Below are 19,354 nucleotides of genomic sequence, written 5' to 3'. Positions count from 1 at the left end.
ATCCCCCTTTGTTATTGCGCCGCAAGCGCTTGTTCTTCTCGCATTTTTTCGATGACGAACATGCGGTTTACCGCATGAATATATGCTTTTGCAGATGCTTCTAGCACATCTTGTGCCGTTCCACGTCCGCTTGCTTCTTTCCCATCGAGCGACACTTTCACATACACTTGTGCTAAAGCATCCCTTCCGCTTCCTACAGATTCAATGCGATAATCAAGCAACGTAACAGGTAATTGCAGCGCTTTTTCTAATGCGTTATATAACGCCTCGACGCTGCCAGCTCCTGTCGCCGCTTCTTGAATGTCGTTTCCTTCCCCATCTTTTAATACGACCACTGCTGTCGGAATTTGATTGGTTCCGTATTGTACTTGAATGGAACATAATTGATAAAAGTTTTTATACGTATCTAACTTTTCATCTAAAATGAGTGCAATTAAATCATCATCCGTAATATCTTTCTTTTTATCTGCTAAATCTTTAAAACGGCCAAACAAACGATTGACCTCTTCATCTGTTAATGAATACCCAAGCTCTTGAATGCGTGTTCGAAACGCATGGCGCCCCGAATGCTTCCCAAGTACCATCGCATTCGATTGCACTCCAACAAGTTGCGGAGATATAATTTCGTACGTCGTTTTTTCTTTTAACACACCATCTTGATGAATGCCTGACTCATGAGCAAAAGCGTTTTTACCGACGATCGCTTTATTTGGTGGGACAATCATTCCTGTCAACTTGCTTACTAAGTTGCTCGTACGTTTAATTTCTTGTAAGTTCAAGCGCGTCTCTGCTTGATAGTAATCTTTACGAATATAAAGCGCCACCGCAACTTCTTCAATCGCAGCGTTTCCGGCACGCTCACCGATCCCGTTCACCGTCCCTTCAATTTGCGTCGCCCCTGCCTCAATGGCTGCGAGCGAGTTAGCAACAGCCATTCCTAAATCATCGTGACAATGCGCAGATAAAATAATTTTTTCAATATTCCGAACATTTTCTTTTAAAAAAGAGAATATGTCGCCATATTGTTTCGGGGTAATATAACCGACTGTATCTGGAATGTTAATGACGTTCGCTCCCGCTTCAATGACGCGTTCAACAATCGTCGCAAGGAACGGAAGATCGCTTCGACATGCATCTTCTGCTGACCATTGTACAATCGGAAAATATTTTTTCGCGTAACGAACAGATTCCACAGCTGTTTCGATGACTTGTTCTGGTGTCATTCGCAATTTATATTGCATATGAATGGGCGACGTTGCGATAAATACGTGTAATCGCGGTTCTGCCCCGTCTTTTAACGCCTCCCATGCCGCGTCAATGTCCGATTGAACAGAACGAGAAAGACCTGTCACTGAACAGTTGCGAACGGTTTGGGCGATCGCTTGAACGGCTTGGAAATCACCTTTCGATGCGGCAGGAAAGCCCGCCTCGATGATATCTACACCGAGGCGTTCTAACTGTCGAGCAATTTCGAGCTTTTCATGCAAGTTTAAGTTGACGCCTGCAGACTGCTCGCCATCACGCAACGTCGTATCAAAAATGTTAATTTTTCGCACCAACCGTCACCACATCTTTCTGTTTAGCGTTGACAAACGGCATCATTTTACGTAACTCACGACCAACTACTTCAATTAAATGCTCATTTTCACGGCGATTGATCGCGTTAAACTCTGGGCGATTCGCTTCGTTTTCTAAAATCCACCCTTTCGCAAACTTACCCGTTTGAATGTCTTCAAGCACTTTTTTCATTTCGGCTTTCACTGCATCATTAATGATGCGTGGCCCTGTCACAAAGTCCCCCCATTGCGCTGTGTCAGAAATGGAATAGCGCATACCTGCTAAACCGCCTTCGTACATTAAATCAACGATAAGCTTTAATTCATGTAAACATTCAAAGTATGCAATTTCCGGCTGGTATCCAGCTTCCACAAGCGTCTCAAATCCAGCTTTGACAAGCGCTGTTAATCCCCCGCAAAGAACGGCCTGTTCACCGAATAAATCTGTCTCTGTTTCTTCTTTAAACGTCGTTTCAATCACGCCCGCTCGAGCTGAACCGATCGCTTTCGCATAAGCGAGCGCCGTTTCTTTCGCTTCACCGCTCACATCTTGATATACAGCGATCAATGCAGGTACACCTGCCCCTTCCGTATATGTGCGACGTACTAAATGACCAGGCCCTTTCGGTGCGACTAAAAATACATCCACATCGCTCGGTGGAACAATTTGATTGAAGTGAATGTTAAATCCGTGCGCAAACACGAGCGCGTTACCCGGCTGCAAGTTTGGCGCAATTTCTTCCTTATACACTTTCGGTTGACGTTCGTCTGGAAGTAAAACCATCACGATGTCAGCCTGTTTTGTTGCTTCCCCTACTGGCAAGACGACAAAGCCATCTTGCTCTGCTTTTTCCCACGACTTCCCCGGACGCAGTCCGATCGTTACATCGACGCCGCTATCGCGAAGGTTTTGTGCATGGGCATGACCTTGAGAACCGTATCCGATAATTGCTACTTTTTTCCCTTGAATATAAGCTTCGTTTGCATCGCCATTGTAATATACTTTTACCATAATAAAATCCTCTCCTTTAAATAATAAATAGTGATTTATTTGTTGATGATGCGCGTTGTGATCCGCGCGGAAACGCTGTTGTTCCTGTTCTTGCAACTTCTTTTAGTCCATACGGCTTTAATAAGTCGATAAGCGCGTCAATTTTTTCTGGCTCGCCCGTTACTTGGACGACGAGACTGTCGCGTGCTACATCGACGATGGACGCCCGAAACGGTTCGATGAGCGTATAAATTTCACCACGTGTCGCTGGTGTGACCGCTACCTTAATTAATGCTAACTCTCGAACGATAATTGCTTGATCTGTAATGTCTACAACTTTTAATACATCAATTTGCTTGTTTAACTGTTTCGTAATTTGTTCGGCAATGCGTTCATCTTCTACATTGACGACGAACGTCATGCGTGAAACACCTTCTGATTCGGTATGACCAACTGTAATGCTTTCAATGTTGTAATGCCGCTTCGTAAACAAACCTGTAATACGGTTTAATACGCCTGGACGATTGTTCACCGTCATTGTAATAATTCGTTTCACCATTTCACCCCCACCATTTCATGTAATCCTTTTCCCGGGGCAACCATCGGATATACGTTTTCACCTGGATGCACATGAAAATCAAGCAAAACTGGTGCATTCGTCGCAAATGCTTCTTTCAATACGTATTCCGCCTCTTCCTCCGTTGTCGCACGCATCGCTTTCATGCCGTATGCCTCGGCTAAACGCACGAAATCAGGCTGATTTGGAATAAGCGAATGAGAGTATCGTTTCTCGTAAAAAATTTCTTGCCATTGGCGCACCATGCCGAGCGCTTGATTGTTGACGATGACAATTTTAATCGGCAAATTCAACTCTTGAATGACTGACAACTCTTGTAATGTCATTTGAAATCCGCCGTCTCCAACGATCGCTACAACCGTTGCTTCCGGTTGCGCTAGTTGAGCGCCGATTGCCGCCGGCAAGCCGAATCCCATCGTACCTAGCCCGCCTGATGTAACCCAACGGTGCGGTCGTTTGAATTTATAATATTGAGCAACCCACATTTGATGTTGGCCTACATCTGTCGTTACAACCGCTTCGCCATTTGTATATTCATGAATGAGTTCAATAAGCCGTTGCGGTTTTAATACACCTGGTTCATGTTTGTACATAAGCGGATATTCTCGTTTCCATTCATTCAACTGTTTGAGCCATTCGGATACGTCTGGGCGCTTTCCGTTTTGCTCAATTAGTTGCATGAGCGCTTCTTTTGCATCACCGACAATCGGTATTTTTGTTGGTACATTTTTTCCGATTTCCGCTGGGTCGATATCGATATGAGCAACTGTCGCTTTCGGTGCAAAGTGCGCCAAGTTTCCGGTCACCCGGTCATCAAATCGTGCACCTATATTGATGAGAAGGTCGCATTCATACAACGCCATGTTCGCTGTGTACGTTCCATGCATACCTGCCATCCCAAGAAATAGCGGGTGGTCGGCCGGAAAACCACCAAGTCCTAAAAGTGTATGGATAACCGGAATGTTTTGTTGTTCGGCATATTGTTTTAGCTGCTCATGAGCATTCGCGTGAAGAACACCAGCACCAGCCAAAATAACTGGCCGCTTCGCTTGGCTTACCGCCTCAACGAGCTTGCGAATTTGTAAATGATTTGGCTTTGTTGTCGGCTGATACCCTGGCAGCTGTACATCTTGTTCGTAATCAAACTCCGCTTCTGCGACAGACATATCTTTCGGAATATCAATTAACACAGGACCTGGTCGCCCAGTCGTTGCAATATGAAACGCTTCTTTAATAATTTTTGGCAGCTCTTGTACGTCGCGTACTTGGTAACTATGTTTTGTAATTGGCATTGTAATACCTAATACATCTGCTTCTTGAAAGGCATCAGATCCAATGACGCTAGAAGCTACTTGCCCTGTAAAAACGACGAGAGGGATAGAGTCCATCATCGCATCCGTTAAACCTGTTACAATATTCGTCGCACCCGGTCCCGATGTAGCGATGACGACGCCAGGCTTTCCTGAAATGCGAGCGTATCCTTCTGCCGCATGGATAGCCCCTTGTTCGTGACGTGTCAATACGTGAAATACTCCCGATTCGTACAACTTGTCATAAATCGGTAATACAGCACCTCCTGGATACCCGAAAATGACTTTCACGTTTTCTGCTTTGAGCGCTTCAATTAACATGAGCGCCCCACATAACGTTTGCTTTTTTGCTACTCTTTCTTTCACTTTCATATTCGCTGCCATTTTTTCACCCCTAAAAAAATGTGAAATAAGAAAAGCCTTCTCGCCCCTCCATCGGTCCATGTAGACCAAAGGGGCGAAAAGGCTTGCATCCTTTCCGCGGTACCACCCTTCTTCGTGGCAAAAGCCACCTCAGGAGCACGCGACTAACATCGCAGCGCTCGTTTTAATAACGAGTGACATGCACCCGTCCGCCCCTACTGAAATGAATTGTTCAGGACGGCGCTCCGAGGGGAGTTCACAAACGGAGACACCACCGGTTTTCAGCTTCCCCGGCTCTCTGTAGATGCCGAACCCGTTTGCTACTTATCCTCTTCAACGCTTTTTCTTTATTTAGTTATCATCCTGCGTTTACATTTTGGGGAGCATATACTTTTACCCCTTCAGCAACTACTCGTTTACGAAACTCTTCCAACAATCGCTTCGTATGTTCCCCTGGTACACCTTCGCCAATCACGCGGCCATCGACTTTCACCACCGCAATGACTTCCGCAGCTGTTCCTGTTAAAAACACTTCATCTGCCGTATATACGTCATGGCGCGTAAACGGCTCCTCTTTTACAACATAGCCGAGGTCTTTAGCGATGTCGATAATCGCATCGCGCGTAATGCCTTCAAGCGCCCCGACATATCCTGGCGGCGTATATAGCACGCCGTTTTTGACGATAAACACGTTGTCGGCTGAGCCTTCTGCCACGTATCCTTGATCGTTGAGCATAAGCGCTTCGCTCACGTTTGCTAAATGCGCTTCAATTCGCACTAATACGTTATTTAAATAATTTAATGATTTGACTTTCGGGCTTAATACATCTGGACGATTTCGTCTCGTCGCTACCGTAACGACTTCGATGCCCGTTTCATATAAATGTTTTGGGAAGATTGCTAACGGCTCGACGATGACAACAACTTGCGGTTTTTTGCATTTATATGGATCAAGGCCAAGGTCGCCGACGCCGCGTGACACAACAACACGAATATAAGCATCTTCAAATCCGTTTTTTTGCACCGTCTGGACGATAATATTTGTTAATTCTTCTTTTGTGTACGGAATGTTTAATAAAATGGATTTTGCTGAATTGTATAAACGGTCAATATGTTCTTTCATTCGAAACACGTTGCCGCTATACACACGAATGCCTTCAAACACCCCATCCCCATAAAGAAAGCCGTGATCGTATACAGAGATTTTCGCATTTTCTTTCGTTACAAATTCATCGTTTAGAAAAATCCACTGTTCACTCAATGTTTTTCCCCTCTTCCCCTGTTCGCCGTCTCTTGCTTCTTATGTTTGTTACGACTTTTGTTAGATTTATTTGAAAATTATCATACGCTCATTTACTGAAACAGTCAATACCATTTCATCGAATTTTTTGATTATTTCGATTAGTTAAAATGTTTTGTATCCGCTTACATAATTGATATATCAAGGAAAAGAGTGAAAATAAAAAATTTGAACATTTTTTGACTAACTAAAAAAATCCCCTTGCCTATGCAAGAGGATCGTTAACGTCCCAGGAGAGATTCGAACTCCCGACCGACGGCTTAGAAGGCCGTTGCTCTATCCAGCTGAGCTACTGGGACACAATGATAACAGCATGTCGCTTTCATATCGTGGTTTGGACAATTGTTATTGTAATGATGTTTATGAAAAATGTCAATAGGGGCGGTGGAATTTTCTTGCCCCTATTGTATTTTATATGTGGTTGTTAAGTCATCTAGCAGTTGTCCGTCTATATTGTAAAAATATACAGTTGTCGTGTTGTCGTTGATATGAAGCATGGCGTATGTTTTTTCGCGACGCATGCGCGGTAAGAAAATGCTTCCTGGATTAATGAAAAGAACGTCATCGATTTGTTCGCACCCTGCAATATGGGAATGGCCGAAGCAAACGATGTGCGCCCCGACTTCTTTCGCTTTATAATACGCATTCATCATCGTCATTTTAACGTTATACAAGTGCCCATGTGTAATGAAAAAACGAACACCGTTTCGTTCTTCCACGAGATCGGTTGGGAAACGGCGTTCGTAATCGCAGTTTCCTCGCACAACAAGCATGCCTTGCAACGCCTCATGGTCGCTTGGTAACTCGGAATCACCGCAGTGAATAACAGCATCGACATGTTGTTTATGTCGCGAAACAATCGTTTGTAACTCGTGCGTTAATCCGTGACTGTCGCTTATGACCAATACGTTCACGGCTCATTCCCCCTCTGTAAACAGCTTGTCCCAAACGTTTAAAAGATGTCGTAACGCTTTGGCTCGGTGGCTTATTTCGTTTTTTTCTTCTTTTGTCAATTGGGCCATTGTACGTTGTTTTTCAGGAACGAAAAAAATAGGATCGTATCCGAAGCCGTTTTTACCGATCGGTTCTTCTGTAATATATCCTTCACATACGCCATCGACCGTTGTTGTTTCCCCATTCGGTTTTGCGACTGCTAACGTGCAATGAAAGCGCGCTGTTCGTTGTTCAAAAGGCACACCTTGTAACTTTGTCAGCACTTTTTCCATGTTTGCCTCGTCATTTTTTTCGGCGCCAGCATAGCGTGCCGAGTATACACCCGGCTCGCCATGCAACGCATCAACGATTAACCCAGAATCGTCTGCAATGACCGTTTCATGAAACATGTTCGCTATTGTCGTCGCTTTCAATATAGCGTTTTCTGCAAACGTCTTTCCTGTTTCCTCAACATCTGGCACGTCATCGTAGTCAAGAAGCGAACGAATTTCGACTCCCTTTTTGGCAAACAGTTGCTGAAACTCAGCGATTTTCCCTTTGTTTTTTGTGGCGATAATCATTCGTTTCACTTCGTTTCTTCTCCTTCCGAATGGTTTTGCACAATTTGTTCAGCGAGCGAGCCGAGCGCTTCTTTTTGCAAGGCGATAAGTTCATAAATGCCCTTTTCAGCAACAGTTAGTAAATCGAGCAATTGTTCATATGAAAATGTTGCTTCTTCCCCTGTTCCTTGAATTTCAACAAAGCGACCCGATCCAGTCATGACAATATTCATATCGACATGCGCTTTCGAATCTTCCGTGTAGTTTAAATCTAAAATAATGCCATGTTCTTCATCAATGCCAACAGATGTGGCAGCTAAAAAGTCTGTAATAGGGAGCATCGGCAACTTTTTGTCTTCGACCATTTTTCCGAGCGCTAACGCCATTGCAACGAATGCACCGGTTATTGAAGCGGTACGCGTTCCACCATCCGCTTGAATGACATCACAATCAATCCAAATCGTTTTTTCACCTAATTTTTGCAAATCGACAACCGAGCGAAGCACGCGACCAATTAATCGTTGAATTTCCATCGTTCTCCCAGATAGCTTTCCTTTACTTGCTTCGCGAATGTTTCGCTGTTCTGTCGCACGTGGAATCATCGCATACTCCGCAGTAATCCACCCTTTCCCGCCTCCGCGCATAAACGGCGGAACTTTATCTTCAATACTTGCTGTACAAATGACTTTCGTATCACCAATCGAAATAAGCACAGACCCTTCCGGATGTTTTAAATAGTTCGGTTCAATATGTACGGGACGAAGTTCGTCATTTGTTCTGCCATCTACTCTCACACAAAATCCTCCTCAATATATGATCACGAAATAAGAGGCAGGAACACTGCCTCTCGACGATGAATCTTTATATAGTATAGCAAAAAATTGGTTTCAAAAACTACCTGTGTTCACATTTTGCGGTCTTGTTACCGGTTCTGATAACGGTTTTCCACTTTCATCAACTAATTCTGCTTTTCCGTTTACTGTAATCGCTACACTTTCTACCCCTGGTTGTTCAGTTAATGATAATACTAAACAATTGAGCACATGAGTCGACACAACATTTTTCTCCACGCTACCGTAAATCGCTTCGTTAAAGTTTAACGTCACTTTCCCATTTTCGTATTTCGGTGCTTCTAACAACTTCGCATCTGCTTGCAAATCACTTAACAGCCCTGAGCCGTAGCTTGGCCCTTTAATCAACTCATTCACAACAGCCGCTAACTCATCTTGCTCGCTATTTGGTACGCGACGTGTAACTGGCACATAATACGTCTGTTTGCCGTCTTGCGCTAAAAAGTAGACGATGACCGGATGCGTATTTGTAATATCAACAACACCGTTCGTTTCAATGTTAATTCCATCGTCTCTGCTCAGTTCGTCGCTAATTGGTGTTCCGTTGACCGGCATAACATTTTGATCATGGCCGTTCATGCGAATTTTTACACGTTTTACATTATCAAATTGTGTTACTGTCCACGTAATAGCTTGTAAAATGCGCTTTTCATCTTCAGGGCGATAATTCGCAAATTCTTTTGAAAAATCAACGACGAGCGTACCATCTTGTTTCAAATTGACGCTTAACACTTGCGTGTCAGCCGGTAGCACTGCGCGAAATCCGTTCGGAAGCAACTGTGAAATCGGACCGTTTTCTACTAAATATTCGAGCACTTGTTTAGCTGCCGCATTCGTTTTTGGCAACGCAAATGTTTGCGGAACGACAAAACCGTTTTTATCAATCAAATATAATTCGCGTTGTACCGTCTCTGTCGCTTTTTCTTTTTCTGCCGTTTCTTGCTCTTGCAGCGCCTTCTCATCTTCTACGTATGTTACATCTTTTGGCGGATCAATTTCCTTTGTTGCTTTTTCACCTCCAAATAGCCCACATCCTGATAACATAAAGATAAACATTGTTACAATGACCCACGCACGGCGCATGGACTCCCCTCCTCACACGGTTTGTACTACTATGTATACGAGCCGTCCAAAAAAATAGAACAAAAAAACCCTTCGCTATATGCGAAGGATTTTACGATAATTGGATCGTTTCGACATGTTCAATCGGATGACCAAACCATTTCGATGCAATGTGTTGAAACGTTTCTTTTGGTCCGGTTGTTAAAAATATATGCTTTCGACGTTTATTTCCAGTGTACAACAAACCGCTATGATGCAAAATCGTGCTCACTTCCCGCGCCGTTTCATCGCCAGAACAAATGAGCTTCACGTCATCCCCCATATATTGTTGAATAAGTGGGCTGAGTAAAGGATAATGTGTGCACCCTAAAATGAGTGTATCAATTGGTCGATTTTTTAATGGCTCAAGCGATTGAGCAACAATTTGCTTCGCTTCCTCCCCTTCAAACTGTCCACTTTCAACTAAGGGGACGAATTTCGGGCACGCTAAACTCTCCACGTTTACATCGCTATTAATTGACTTTAATGCCTGTTCGTATGCTCCGCTCTGTACTGTCCCGATCGTACCAATGACGCCGATATGATAATTTTTCGTCATTTTTAACGCGGTGCGAGCGCCGGGATGGACGACGCCAATGACAGGAATATGAAGCGCATCCCGAATTTCCTCAAGCACAACCGCCGTTGCTGTATTACAGGCGATCACAAGCATTTTGATGTCGTAGCGGAGCAAATAATCGGTCATTTCCCACGTAAACTGTCGAATTTCTTCTCGTGGTCTCGGACCGTACGGACAACGTGCCGTATCTCCTAAATATACAATTTGTTCTTTTGGTAGCTGGCGCATGATTTCACGCGCAACCGTTAATCCACCAACACCCGAATCAATCACTCCAATTGGTCTTTCCAATGTATTCGCCTCATTCTTTGTTGATGTATGACAAAACATTTTTCATTATAGCACACATCCAAGCAATAGAAAACCGGCTGCCTAAGACGACAAGGCAAGCCGGTTCTCGTTATAGTTCAAGCTCCCCCATTCGAAGCAATTCGACAACAGCTTGCGAGCGCCCCTTTACCCCAAGCTTTTGCATCGCATTCGAAATGTGGTTGCGAACTGTTTTTTCGCTAATGAATAGTTCACTAGCAATTTCTTTCGTTGTTTTGTCTTGCAGCAACAGTTCAAATACTTCCCGTTCCCTTTTTGTGAGCAGCGGCTTCTGATTCAATTGGATAACCCTCCTTGCTTTTACCAGACCTAAACGGATGGGTATATATTTAGTCAACATATCGTATGCAAGAAAGGGTTGAACGGTTACATGTTTTCTATTAATCGCGCACGGGCGCTTTCGTCCCAAGGCACCCCTTTACCTGTCGTTTTCGACATTTGAACCATCGTCCCACGACCTGTAAATGCGATTGCTCCATTTTGTTTTTTTCCAACATAATGTAAATCAACAGAAGAATTCCCAATATGAGCAACCTTCACCCCGATTTTTAGCTGCTCACCAAAGTATACTTGTTGTAAAAAATCACATTGTAAGTTGGCGACGACTGGAATGGCATCTTGTTCTTTTCCAACCCAGTCACCCATAAAACCGAGATGCTCAAAAAACGCGATGCGCGCTTCTTCAAAATATACGAAAGGCACTGTATTGTTTAAATGTCCAAACATATCCGTTTCAGAAAAGCGGACGCGCACCGGATGAAAAAAGGAAAAGCGCTGCTCCCATTCTTTCACGTCATCAATATAAGATATTTTCAAATTTCTCCCCCCTATATATGAAACGTAAGGCCGACTCTGTAAGAGCCGACCTTGTATTTACACTTCATCGCTGCCGAAGAAATTGCGGAACATTTGAATCGTTGCCGCTCGGTTTAATGCCGCAATAGATGTTGTAAGCGGAATACCTTTCGGACAAGATTGCACACAGTTTTGTGAATTTCCGCAGTTCGCTAATCCACCATCTCCCATAATGGCTTCAAGACGCTCCGCTTTATGCATCGCTCCTGTCGGATGTGCGTTAAATAAGCGCACTTGCGAAAGCGGTGCTGGACCGATAAAGTTTGATTTGCTGTTGACGTTTGGACAAGCTTCTAAACATACTCCGCACGTCATACATTTGGACAATTCGTATGCCCACTGGCGTTTACGCTCTGGCATGCGCGGCCCTGGGCCTAAATCGTACGTTCCGTCAATCGGAATCCACGCTTTCACTTTTTTCAACGAATCAAACATGCGGCTGCGATCCACTTGCAAGTCGCGAATGACTGGGAACGTGCGCATCGGTTCTAAGCGAATCGGCTGCTCAAGCTGATCAATAAGCGCTGTACACGACTGTCGCGGCTTCCCGTTAATAACCATCGAACACGCACCGCAAACCTCTTCTAAACAGTTCATTTCCCAAGCAACAGGTGTCGTTTTTTCACCTTTTGCATTGACCGGATTACGGCGAATTTCCATGAGCGCCGAAATGATGTTCATATTCGGACGATACGGAATAACAAATTCTTCTTCATAAGGGGCGGTATCCGGACGGTCTTGTCTTGTAACAATGATCCGAATCGTTTTATTTTCGCTCATGATTTCACTTCCCCTTTCTTTTTCGTATAATCGCGCTTGCGTGGTTTAATGAGTGACGTATCCACATCGCGATAATGGAACGATGGACCATCCGGCGTGAAACTTGCCATCGTTGTTTTTAACCATTCTTCGTCATTTCGCTCAGGAAACTCCGGCTTATAGTGCGCCCCGCGGCTTTCGTTGCGGTTGTACGCTCCAAGCGTAATGACGCGAGCTAGCTGCAACATGTTATAAAGCTGGCGCGTAAATGACGCCCCTTGGTTGCTCCATTTGGCTGTGTCGTTAATGTTAATGTTTTTATACCGCTCAAGCAGCTCTTGAATTTTCTCATCTGTTTTTAATAGCTTGTCGTTGTAACGAACGACCGTTACGTTATCTGTCATCCATTCGCCAAGTTCTTTATGCAAGACGTAGGCGTTTTCTGTTCCATCCATCGCCATAATTTGAGCCCATTTTTCTTCTTCTTGTTTTAAGTAGCGATCGTATAAAGAAGAAGGCATCGCATCCGCTGACTTTTCAAGCCCCTTCATATATTCAACCGCTTTTGGCCCTGCGACCATACCGCCATAAATAGCGGAGAGCAACGAGTTGGCACCTAGACGGTTTGCTCCGTGCATGGAGAAGTCGCATTCACCCGCGGCAAATAGTCCTTTAATATTCGTCATTTGATCATAGTCAACCCATAATCCACCCATCGAATAGTGGACGGCAGGGAAAATTTTCATTGGAACTTTTCTTGGATCTTCACCCATAAACTTTTCATAAATTTCAATAATGCCGCCTAACTTAATATCGAGTTCTTTCGGATCTTTGTGCGACAAGTCTAAATAAACCATGTTTTCGCCATTAATACCGAGCTTTAAGTCGACGCACACATGGAAAATTTCACGCGTTGCAATATCGCGCGGTACGAGATTTCCGTAGGCCGGATATTTTTCTTCTAAGAAATACCAAGGTTTTCCGTCTTTATACGTCCAAACTCGTCCGCCTTCTCCACGTGCCGATTCACTCATTAAGCGGAGCTTATCATCGCCCGGAATCGCTGTCGGGTGAATTTGAATAAATTCCCCGTTTGCATAATACGCACCTTGTTGATAAACGATAGAAGCGGCTGATCCTGTATTAATGATCGAGTTTGTCGACTTTCCAAAAATGATCCCCGGACCACCTGTTGCCATAATGACTGCATCGGCAGGGAACGCTTTAATCTCCATCGTCGTCAAGTTTTGTGCGACGATACCGCGACAAACTTGTTCATCATCTAAAACTGCGCCTAAAAACTCCCAACCCTCATATTTTGTCACAAGCCCAGCGACTTCGTGACGACGCACTTGCTCATCGAGCGCATAAAGAAGCTGCTGTCCTGTCGTCGCCCCTGCATACGCCGTTCGGTGATGTTGCGTTCCGCCGAAGCGACGGAAATCAAGCAATCCTTCTGGCGTGCGGTTGAACATAACACCCATGCGATCAAGCAAATGGATAATGCCCGGTGCAGCTTCACACATCGCTTTCACCGGAGGCTGATCAGCTAAAAAGTCTCCCCCATACACCGTATCGTCAAAATGTTCCCACGGCGAATCGCCTTCCCCTTTTGTGTTGACCGCACCGTTAATGCCACCTTGCGCACAAACAGAGTGAGATCGTTTAACGGGAACTAATGAAAACAAATCTACTTTCACGCCAGCTTCGGCAATTTTAATCGTTGCCATTAAGCCGGCAAGACCTCCACCAACAACAATAATTTTTCCTTTACTCATGTCTCCTCACTCCTCCAATGTTGTGGATTAAACGAATGCTAAAATCGCTCGTATACCGACGATCGAAAGCGCGACAAAAATCCCCATTGTCACGTATGTAGAAATTTGCTGTGAACGAGGAGTCACTGTAATGCCCCAGCTAACGAAAAACGACCATAGCCCGTTCGCAAAGTGAAATACTGCAGAAACGATTCCAACAATATAAAATGCAAGCATAAACGGGTTGGCAACGATGTTCGCCATCATGTCATAGTTTACTTCTGCACCAAATGCAGCTTGGATGCGCGTTTCCCATACGTGCCATACAACGAAAATAAGCGTAATAATCCCCGTTAAGCGTTGCAACATAAACATCCAGTTACGGAAATATCCGTAGCGACTTACATTGTTTTGTGCTGTAAATGCGATGTACAGCCCGTAGATGGCATGGAACAATAACGGAAGAAAAATAATGAAAATTTCCAAAAAATAACGAAACGGTAATTGCTCCATAAATGCTGCCGCTTTGTTGAACGCTTCTGCTCCTCTTGTTGCAAAATGGTTAACTACTAAATGCTGCGTTAAAAATAGCCCGACTGGAATGACTCCAAGCAACGAATGAAGTCGACGGTAAAAAAACTCTCGATTTTGTGCCATACATAACCCCCCTTAAAATGATCATCTTTCTTTTCTACGCGCTCCCATCCGCATTTACTAGACAATGATCAATAGAGGTGTAAACACTTCCATTTCCATTGATTATTGTCACATTCATTGTACTCCCACAATGTAGGAGCGTCAAGAAAAGGTGTTCACGAAATGTTCAATCATTTCAAATTTTAAAACAACTATAATTCTAGTGAAATTCGAAATGAAAAAAAAGTCAATACTGTTTTTCACGTCATCATTCGATATAATGAAAAATAGAGAGGAGAATGATCGTGAGCGGATATGAACAATGGAAACAAACGAGCATTTCTGCTTTTAGCGACTTTTTATTTCGTCAACAATTACTGCCAAATTTATTTGGAAAAGAAACTCCATTTATTTTGTATTGGGCTGGAAAAGATTTAGCAAGGAAGTATCCGCTAGCTACAATGGATGACGTCATCGCCTTTTTTGAACATGCCGGTTGGGGAAACCTATCGCTGCTTGAGGAGAAAAAGGATAGCTGTGAGTTTCAATTAGATGGGTCGCTTGTCGCCATGCGTTTCGACTACGGTGGAGAATGCACGTTTCAACTCGAGGCTGGCTTTCTTGCTCAACAGTTTGAACAACAAAAAGGATGTGTGACAGAAGCATTCGAACAACAAAAGCGGCGCACAAAAACCGTTTTGTTTACTGTAAAATGGGATCGAAAAGATAAAAGCTGACCGATGATGGTCAGCTTTCATACGTTTGAAGCGTTTCGTAAATTTTTTGGGCAACATGTTTCGGAATGTTTGCTTCTTGCAATTGCTCCACCGTTGCTTCTTTCATTTTTTTGATCGATCCAAAATGTTGCAGCAACGCTTGTTTTCTTTTTGTTCCGACACCTGGAATTTGATCGAGAATCGAATAAAAGGCAGATTTCGATCGCACTTGACGATGAAATGTAATAGCGAAACGATGTACCTCTTCTTGAATACGTTGCAACAAATAAAACTCTTGGCTATTTTTCTCTAGCGAAACAATGCCCGGCGGATCGCCAAATAACAAATGAGATGTTCGATGTTTCTCATCTTTCACTAAACCAGCAACAGGGATCGATAGTCCGAGTTCACACTCGAGCACTTCTTTTGCCGCTTGTATTTGCCCCTTCCCGCCATCGACAATGATTAATTGAGGAAGTGGCAACTGCTCGCGCAACACGCGGGTGTACCGTCGACGAATGACTTCGCGCATCGACTCATAATCATCAGCACCTTGCACGGTTTTTATTTTATATTTCCGATATTCTTTTTTTTCTGGCTTTCCATCAATAAATGTGACCATGGCCGCTACAGCGTCTGTTCCTTGAATATTTGAGTTGTCAAACGCCTCGATTCGTTGCGGTGTTTGAATGCCTAGCACCTCACCTAAACGCTCAACCGCTCGAATCGTTCGTTGTTCATCCCGCTCAATTAAAAAGAACTTCTCTTGTAGTGCCATTTGTGCATTTTTACATGCTAAATCGACAAGCTCTTTCTTTTTTCCACTCTTCGGCTGCGCGACATGCACATGAAGCAAATTCATCGCCATCTCGCCATCAATTTCCCGCGGCAACACAACTTCACGCGGTTTTAAATGATAATCTTTACTGTAAAACTGTCCTAAAAACGTTAAAAATTCTTCCTCAGCCTCTTGGTATAACGGAAACATCGAAACATTTCGCTCAATCAGCTTTCCTTGGCGCACGAAAAATACTTGTACACACATCCATCCTTTATCGTACGCATATCCAAAAATATCGCGGTCAACAAAATCGTGTAAAATCATTTTTTGTTTTTCCATTAACGATTCGATATACGCAATTTGATCGCGGTATTCTTTTGCTCGCTCGAACTGTAGCTGTTCCGCTGCCTCCATCATCTTTTCCGTCAATTGCTCTTTCACTTCTTTATATCCGCCATTTAAAAAGCGAGTGATCTGCTCGACGATTCGTTTATTTTCTTCGTCTGACACTTCATATTCACACGGCCCTAAACATTGCCCCATGTGATAATATAAACAAACTTTTTTCGGTATTTTTTCGCATTTTCGCAACGGATATAAGCGATCGAGCAGTTTTTTCGTTTCGTGTGCCGCATGGGCGTTCGGATACGGACCAAAATATTTCCCTTTATCTTTTTTCACCGTACGCGTAATGATGAGGCGCGGATGTTTCTCCCCTGTAATTTTAATGAACGGGTAGCTTTTGTCATCTTTTAACATGACGTTATATTTCGGATCGTATTTTTTAATTAAATTCATTTCTAAAATGAGCGCCTCTAAATTGGAGGACGTCACGATATATTCGAAATCAGCAATTTCGTTCACTAAACGGAGCGTCTTTCCGTCATGCGTACCGGTAAAATACGAGCGAACACGGTTTTTCAACACTTTTGCCTTCCCGACATAAATAACCGTTCCGTGAACATCTTTCATTAAATAACATCCTGGTTGATCAGGTAAAATCGCTAACTTTTCTTTCAAACGCTCATTCACGTTTTTCCTCCTCTCTCCATTCATATACAGTAATGCGCCCGTACACCGGATCAGATAATATGCTTGATTGATACGTTCGAACTGGACGAATGTATGGACGAACGTCTATTCCTTGCGCTTGAAACCCCTTGACGACATGATTAGTTACATACACTTTCGCATGCGGAAACATCGCTTTCTCCCTTTGGAAAACGTCGAATGAAAAGACGCGTTCATGCGGAAAGGACACACGTAAATATTCGAGCACGCGCGTTTCTTCCCACGTAAACAAAATGAAACGCTCTTCTTTCTGCTCAAAATCATACGCTAACTGATACGTCGCTGGCAACTGCGTCGCTTGGCTCTTGACGGCTTGCACACCTATCACCGTTTGGGAAAAAAGCAAAATGAGCATCATTGTAAGCCTCAAACGGGATAATGATTGAAGCGTACTCACAAACAAAAAAAATGACATGATGACGACAAGCGGTAATATATGTCTCGGCTTTTCAATATTTTGCGCAAACAGTGCCCAAAGAAAATAAATAAATAAAAGCAAGCGATACAAAGGTGGAACAACTATGCGCTTCCACGTCATAAAAAAGAAAACAATAAAACAGCCTAGTAACCATAGCGACTGTTTAGCCATCCCTGTCCATATGATGTTATAAAAAATAAGCGTCATCACTCGCCGCCGAAGCGGCGCTTCGTCCGTTGAGACCGTTCCCCCCCATTGTGTAAAATGACCTGTCGTAAACGAAAGCGCGAGCTGCCAAAATCCAGCTCCTTCCGTTACAGCAACGGCAACGATCCAAACGAATTGAAACATCAATGCCGCCAAACTATATAGCAAGATTTGTTTAAATCGATACTTACGCTTCCACCAAACATACAATATGCCGACAGCAAACGGAATGTATGATAGACGCATGCCGAGCATGACGCTAAATAACAATAGCGGCAAAAGTTGTACACGAATGTGATCCGAGCGAAGTGCGCGTTCTAAACTCCAAACGTACCACCATAAAACAGCGAGCGCACTTCCTTCAGACATCGGTTGCGACACCATGAGCATCACATAACTGAGCGAATGGACAAGGGCAGTAACAACGAGGGCATATGCTTCTTTTCCGTATGTTTTAGCAAGCAAGTAAATCGGAATGGTCGCACTCATCATGAGCAACCCGTTCCAAATCGCAAGTGCTTGGGCGGCATTATCAACGAACGAATGAATAAGCATGCCGCCGAAAATAAAGTACGGATATCCCGGAAAATGCGGTTGCATCGCAAACAAGTCGTATCGATCAAGCGCCAGCGCAAAGTCGACCTCGTCCCATGTTGCAGCAAACGGACTAGCGTATGCGATATACGTCGTATATATTACAAACAACATCACTATTGAAACGATTCGCACAATCAGCCCCCCTAAGCAAAAAAGTACAAGGCTCTCCCCTTGTACTTTACATCACTTGTTGTTCAAGCACCTTCTCATTTTTTTCGTTTTTTTCTTCTTTTGTGCCATAACGCGTTTTCACAAGTAAGTAAATAACAACAAAATACCCGATGTATGCTAACACTTCTTCTAACGAAGGCATAGAGGAATAACCAAATAGCGCTTTAAGGAAAATGCCAACATCACCAGAAAGAATAGGTTCTTGACCTGTATCACGCACGAAATGCTCATGGTCGATCGGATGCTCTGGCATAAACCATGTAATATCATAAACGTGCGGCATGACGCTGCCAATAATTTTTAAATCTTGCAACATGGAAATGCCTTGCACAAGCAACCCAGCAGCAATCAAAATAATAAATGCGCCTGTGACTTTGAAAAATGTTTTCAACGGTACGCGCATCGTTCCTTTAAAGAACATATAGCTCACAATTGCGGCGATCGTTAAGCCCGTCACTGCTCCCCATCCTTGAACGGCAGCTCCGATGTTACCACCTGTGATGGCAGCGAAGAAAAAGACAGTCTCAACCCCTTCGCGCAACACAACTAAAAACGAATGCATGACCATGCCAAACACGTCGCCTTTTGACACGTATTTGCTCATTTTTCCTTCCATGCTGCTTTTTATATCTTTACTATGCTCCGCCATCCAAAACACCATTTGCGTTAACAAGATGGAAGAGATGAAAATAATGCTGACTTTTAAATACATTTCACTAGCCATCGTTGAGAAACCGGTAAGCACGACTTGAAACAACAAAGCAACGAGCGCGCTAGCAAAAACGGCTAACCCAGCGCCCAACCAAACATATTTCACATAGCGCGATTGATCAATACGCTTTAAATACGATGTAATAATCCCAACAATTAATAAAGCTTCTAACGCCTCGCGAAACGTAATGAGCAGTGCTTGAACTTCCAACGCGTCCGTCCC

19 protein-coding genes, 1 tRNA gene and 1 other annotated feature are annotated in these 19,354 nt (G+C 43.7%); of the genes, 1 reads left to right on the top strand and 19 read right to left on the bottom strand.

Features of this window, described 5'->3' with window-relative positions; translation table 11 throughout:
- Nucleotides 1-11: 11 nt before the first annotated feature.
- The 16 genes from K1I44_RS06385 to K1I44_RS06310 form a co-directional block, all read right to left on the bottom strand.
- Nucleotides 12-1,556 carry a 2-isopropylmalate synthase gene (locus K1I44_RS06385; RefSeq protein WP_219985688.1) on the bottom strand — a complete coding sequence of 515 codons (1,545 nt, stop codon included), beginning with the start codon at nucleotides 1,554-1,556 and terminating at the stop codon, nucleotides 12-14.
- On the bottom strand, nucleotides 1,543-2,568 hold the full coding sequence (gene ilvC, locus K1I44_RS06380; protein ID WP_219985647.1) for a ketol-acid reductoisomerase: 1,026 nt from the start codon (nucleotides 2,566-2,568) through the stop codon (nucleotides 1,543-1,545). The genes K1I44_RS06385 and ilvC overlap by 14 nt, the downstream gene beginning before the upstream one ends.
- 16 nt (nucleotides 2,569-2,584) lie before the next feature.
- Nucleotides 2,585-3,103: an acetolactate synthase small subunit gene (ilvN, locus tag K1I44_RS06375; protein ID WP_297987531.1), complete on the bottom strand. Its 519-nt coding sequence runs from the start codon at nucleotides 3,101-3,103 to the stop codon at nucleotides 2,585-2,587.
- Entirely contained in the window at nucleotides 3,100-4,818 is a 1,719-nt protein-coding gene (gene ilvB / locus K1I44_RS06370; RefSeq protein ID WP_003396438.1) for an acetolactate synthase large subunit, read from the bottom strand. Before ilvB ends, ilvN begins: the two co-directional genes overlap by 4 nt.
- Before the next feature lie 66 nt (nucleotides 4,819-4,884).
- Nucleotides 4,885-5,143 (bottom strand) — a binding site (T-box leader).
- Between the two features lie 12 nt (nucleotides 5,144-5,155).
- Complete coding sequence (gene ilvE, locus K1I44_RS06365; protein WP_003396440.1) at nucleotides 5,156-6,058, bottom strand: branched-chain-amino-acid transaminase; 903 nt, start codon at nucleotides 6,056-6,058, stop codon at nucleotides 5,156-5,158.
- Between the two features lie 264 nt (nucleotides 6,059-6,322).
- A tRNA-Arg gene (locus K1I44_RS06360) sits at nucleotides 6,323-6,396 on the bottom strand.
- Nucleotides 6,397-6,498: 102 nt separating this feature from the next.
- Nucleotides 6,499-7,011: a metallophosphoesterase family protein gene (locus K1I44_RS06355; protein ID WP_003396442.1), complete on the bottom strand. Its 513-nt coding sequence runs from the start codon at nucleotides 7,009-7,011 to the stop codon at nucleotides 6,499-6,501.
- 3 nt (nucleotides 7,012-7,014) lie between these two features.
- The gene (locus K1I44_RS06350; RefSeq protein WP_003396444.1) at nucleotides 7,015-7,620 is read right to left on the bottom strand and encodes an XTP/dITP diphosphatase; all 606 of its coding nucleotides are present in this window, start codon (nucleotides 7,618-7,620) and stop codon (nucleotides 7,015-7,017) included.
- The gene (gene rph / locus K1I44_RS06345; RefSeq protein ID WP_219985645.1) at nucleotides 7,617-8,384 is read right to left on the bottom strand and encodes a ribonuclease PH; all 768 of its coding nucleotides are present in this window, start codon (nucleotides 8,382-8,384) and stop codon (nucleotides 7,617-7,619) included. Before rph ends, K1I44_RS06350 begins: the two co-directional genes overlap by 4 nt.
- 93 nt (nucleotides 8,385-8,477) lie before the next feature.
- Nucleotides 8,478-9,524, bottom strand: a complete 1,047-nt coding sequence (locus K1I44_RS06340; RefSeq protein ID WP_003396450.1) for a GerMN domain-containing protein — start codon at nucleotides 9,522-9,524, stop codon at nucleotides 8,478-8,480.
- Nucleotides 9,525-9,615: 91 nt separating this feature from the next.
- A complete protein-coding gene (gene racE / locus K1I44_RS06335; RefSeq protein ID WP_003396452.1) occupies nucleotides 9,616-10,413 on the bottom strand; it encodes a glutamate racemase in 798 nt (265 codons plus the stop codon).
- 109 nt (nucleotides 10,414-10,522) lie between these two features.
- Nucleotides 10,523-10,738 (bottom strand): helix-turn-helix domain-containing protein, encoded by a 216-nt coding sequence (locus K1I44_RS06330; RefSeq protein WP_035044920.1) that lies wholly within the window; start codon nucleotides 10,736-10,738, stop codon nucleotides 10,523-10,525.
- 80 nt (nucleotides 10,739-10,818) lie between these two features.
- Complete coding sequence (locus K1I44_RS06325) at nucleotides 10,819-11,268, bottom strand: acyl-CoA thioesterase (protein WP_003396472.1); 450 nt, start codon at nucleotides 11,266-11,268, stop codon at nucleotides 10,819-10,821.
- Nucleotides 11,269-11,325: 57 nt separating this feature from the next.
- A complete protein-coding gene (gene sdhB, locus K1I44_RS06320; protein WP_003396476.1) occupies nucleotides 11,326-12,087 on the bottom strand; it encodes a succinate dehydrogenase iron-sulfur subunit in 762 nt (253 codons plus the stop codon).
- A complete protein-coding gene (gene sdhA / locus K1I44_RS06315) occupies nucleotides 12,084-13,844 on the bottom strand; it encodes a succinate dehydrogenase flavoprotein subunit (protein WP_003396478.1) in 1,761 nt (586 codons plus the stop codon). Before sdhA ends, sdhB begins: the two co-directional genes overlap by 4 nt.
- 27 nt (nucleotides 13,845-13,871) lie before the next feature.
- Nucleotides 13,872-14,480: a succinate dehydrogenase cytochrome b558 subunit gene (locus tag K1I44_RS06310; RefSeq protein WP_003396480.1), complete on the bottom strand. Its 609-nt coding sequence runs from the start codon at nucleotides 14,478-14,480 to the stop codon at nucleotides 13,872-13,874.
- A gap of 284 nt (nucleotides 14,481-14,764) precedes the next feature.
- Here K1I44_RS06310 and K1I44_RS06305 point away from each other — a divergent pair, with 284 nt between their 5' ends.
- On the top strand, nucleotides 14,765-15,196 hold the full coding sequence (locus K1I44_RS06305; protein ID WP_003396482.1) for a YslB family protein: 432 nt from the start codon (nucleotides 14,765-14,767) through the stop codon (nucleotides 15,194-15,196).
- Nucleotides 15,197-15,206: 10 nt separating this feature from the next.
- Here K1I44_RS06305 and uvrC read toward each other — a convergent pair whose 3' ends face one another.
- Genes uvrC through K1I44_RS06290 form a run of 3 tightly spaced genes read right to left on the bottom strand, consistent with a single transcriptional unit; the run spans nucleotide 15,207 to nucleotide 19,342 of the window.
- Entirely contained in the window at nucleotides 15,207-16,988 is a 1,782-nt protein-coding gene (gene uvrC, locus K1I44_RS06300) for an excinuclease ABC subunit UvrC (RefSeq protein ID WP_219985644.1), read from the bottom strand.
- On the bottom strand, nucleotides 16,981-18,381 hold the full coding sequence (locus K1I44_RS06295) for a nucleoporin-interacting protein (RefSeq protein WP_219985643.1): 1,401 nt from the start codon (nucleotides 18,379-18,381) through the stop codon (nucleotides 16,981-16,983). The genes uvrC and K1I44_RS06295 overlap by 8 nt, the downstream gene beginning before the upstream one ends.
- 46 nt (nucleotides 18,382-18,427) lie before the next feature.
- The gene (locus K1I44_RS06290) at nucleotides 18,428-19,342 is read right to left on the bottom strand and encodes an FTR1 family iron permease (RefSeq protein WP_003396494.1); all 915 of its coding nucleotides are present in this window, start codon (nucleotides 19,340-19,342) and stop codon (nucleotides 18,428-18,430) included.
- Between the last annotated feature and the right edge of the window lie 12 nt (nucleotides 19,343-19,354).

The sequence above is a fragment of the Anoxybacillus sp. ST4 genome (assembly GCF_019448545.1).
GTDB lineage: Bacteria > Bacillota > Bacilli > Bacillales > Anoxybacillaceae > Anoxybacillus > Anoxybacillus pushchinoensis.
This window is presented reverse-complemented; position numbering and strand designations above follow the sequence as displayed.

Excerpts from the sequence above, each read along its gene's own strand:
- sdhA (WP_003396478.1), bottom strand. The coding sequence starts at position 13,844 with ATGAGTAAAGGAAAAATTATTGTTGTTGGTGGAGGTCTTGCCGGCTTA.
- ilvC (WP_219985647.1), bottom strand. The coding sequence starts at position 2,568 with ATGGTAAAAGTATATTACAATGGCGATGCAAACGAAGCTTATATTCAA.
- K1I44_RS06340 (WP_003396450.1), bottom strand. The coding sequence starts at position 9,524 with ATGCGCCGTGCGTGGGTCATTGTAACAATGTTTATCTTTATGTTATCA.
- sdhB (WP_003396476.1), bottom strand. The coding sequence starts at position 12,087 with ATGAGCGAAAATAAAACGATTCGGATCATTGTTACAAGACAAGACCGT.
- ilvB (WP_003396438.1), bottom strand. The coding sequence starts at position 4,818 with ATGGCAGCGAATATGAAAGTGAAAGAAAGAGTAGCAAAAAAGCAAACG.
- K1I44_RS06310 (WP_003396480.1), bottom strand. The coding sequence starts at position 14,480 with ATGGCACAAAATCGAGAGTTTTTTTACCGTCGACTTCATTCGTTGCTT.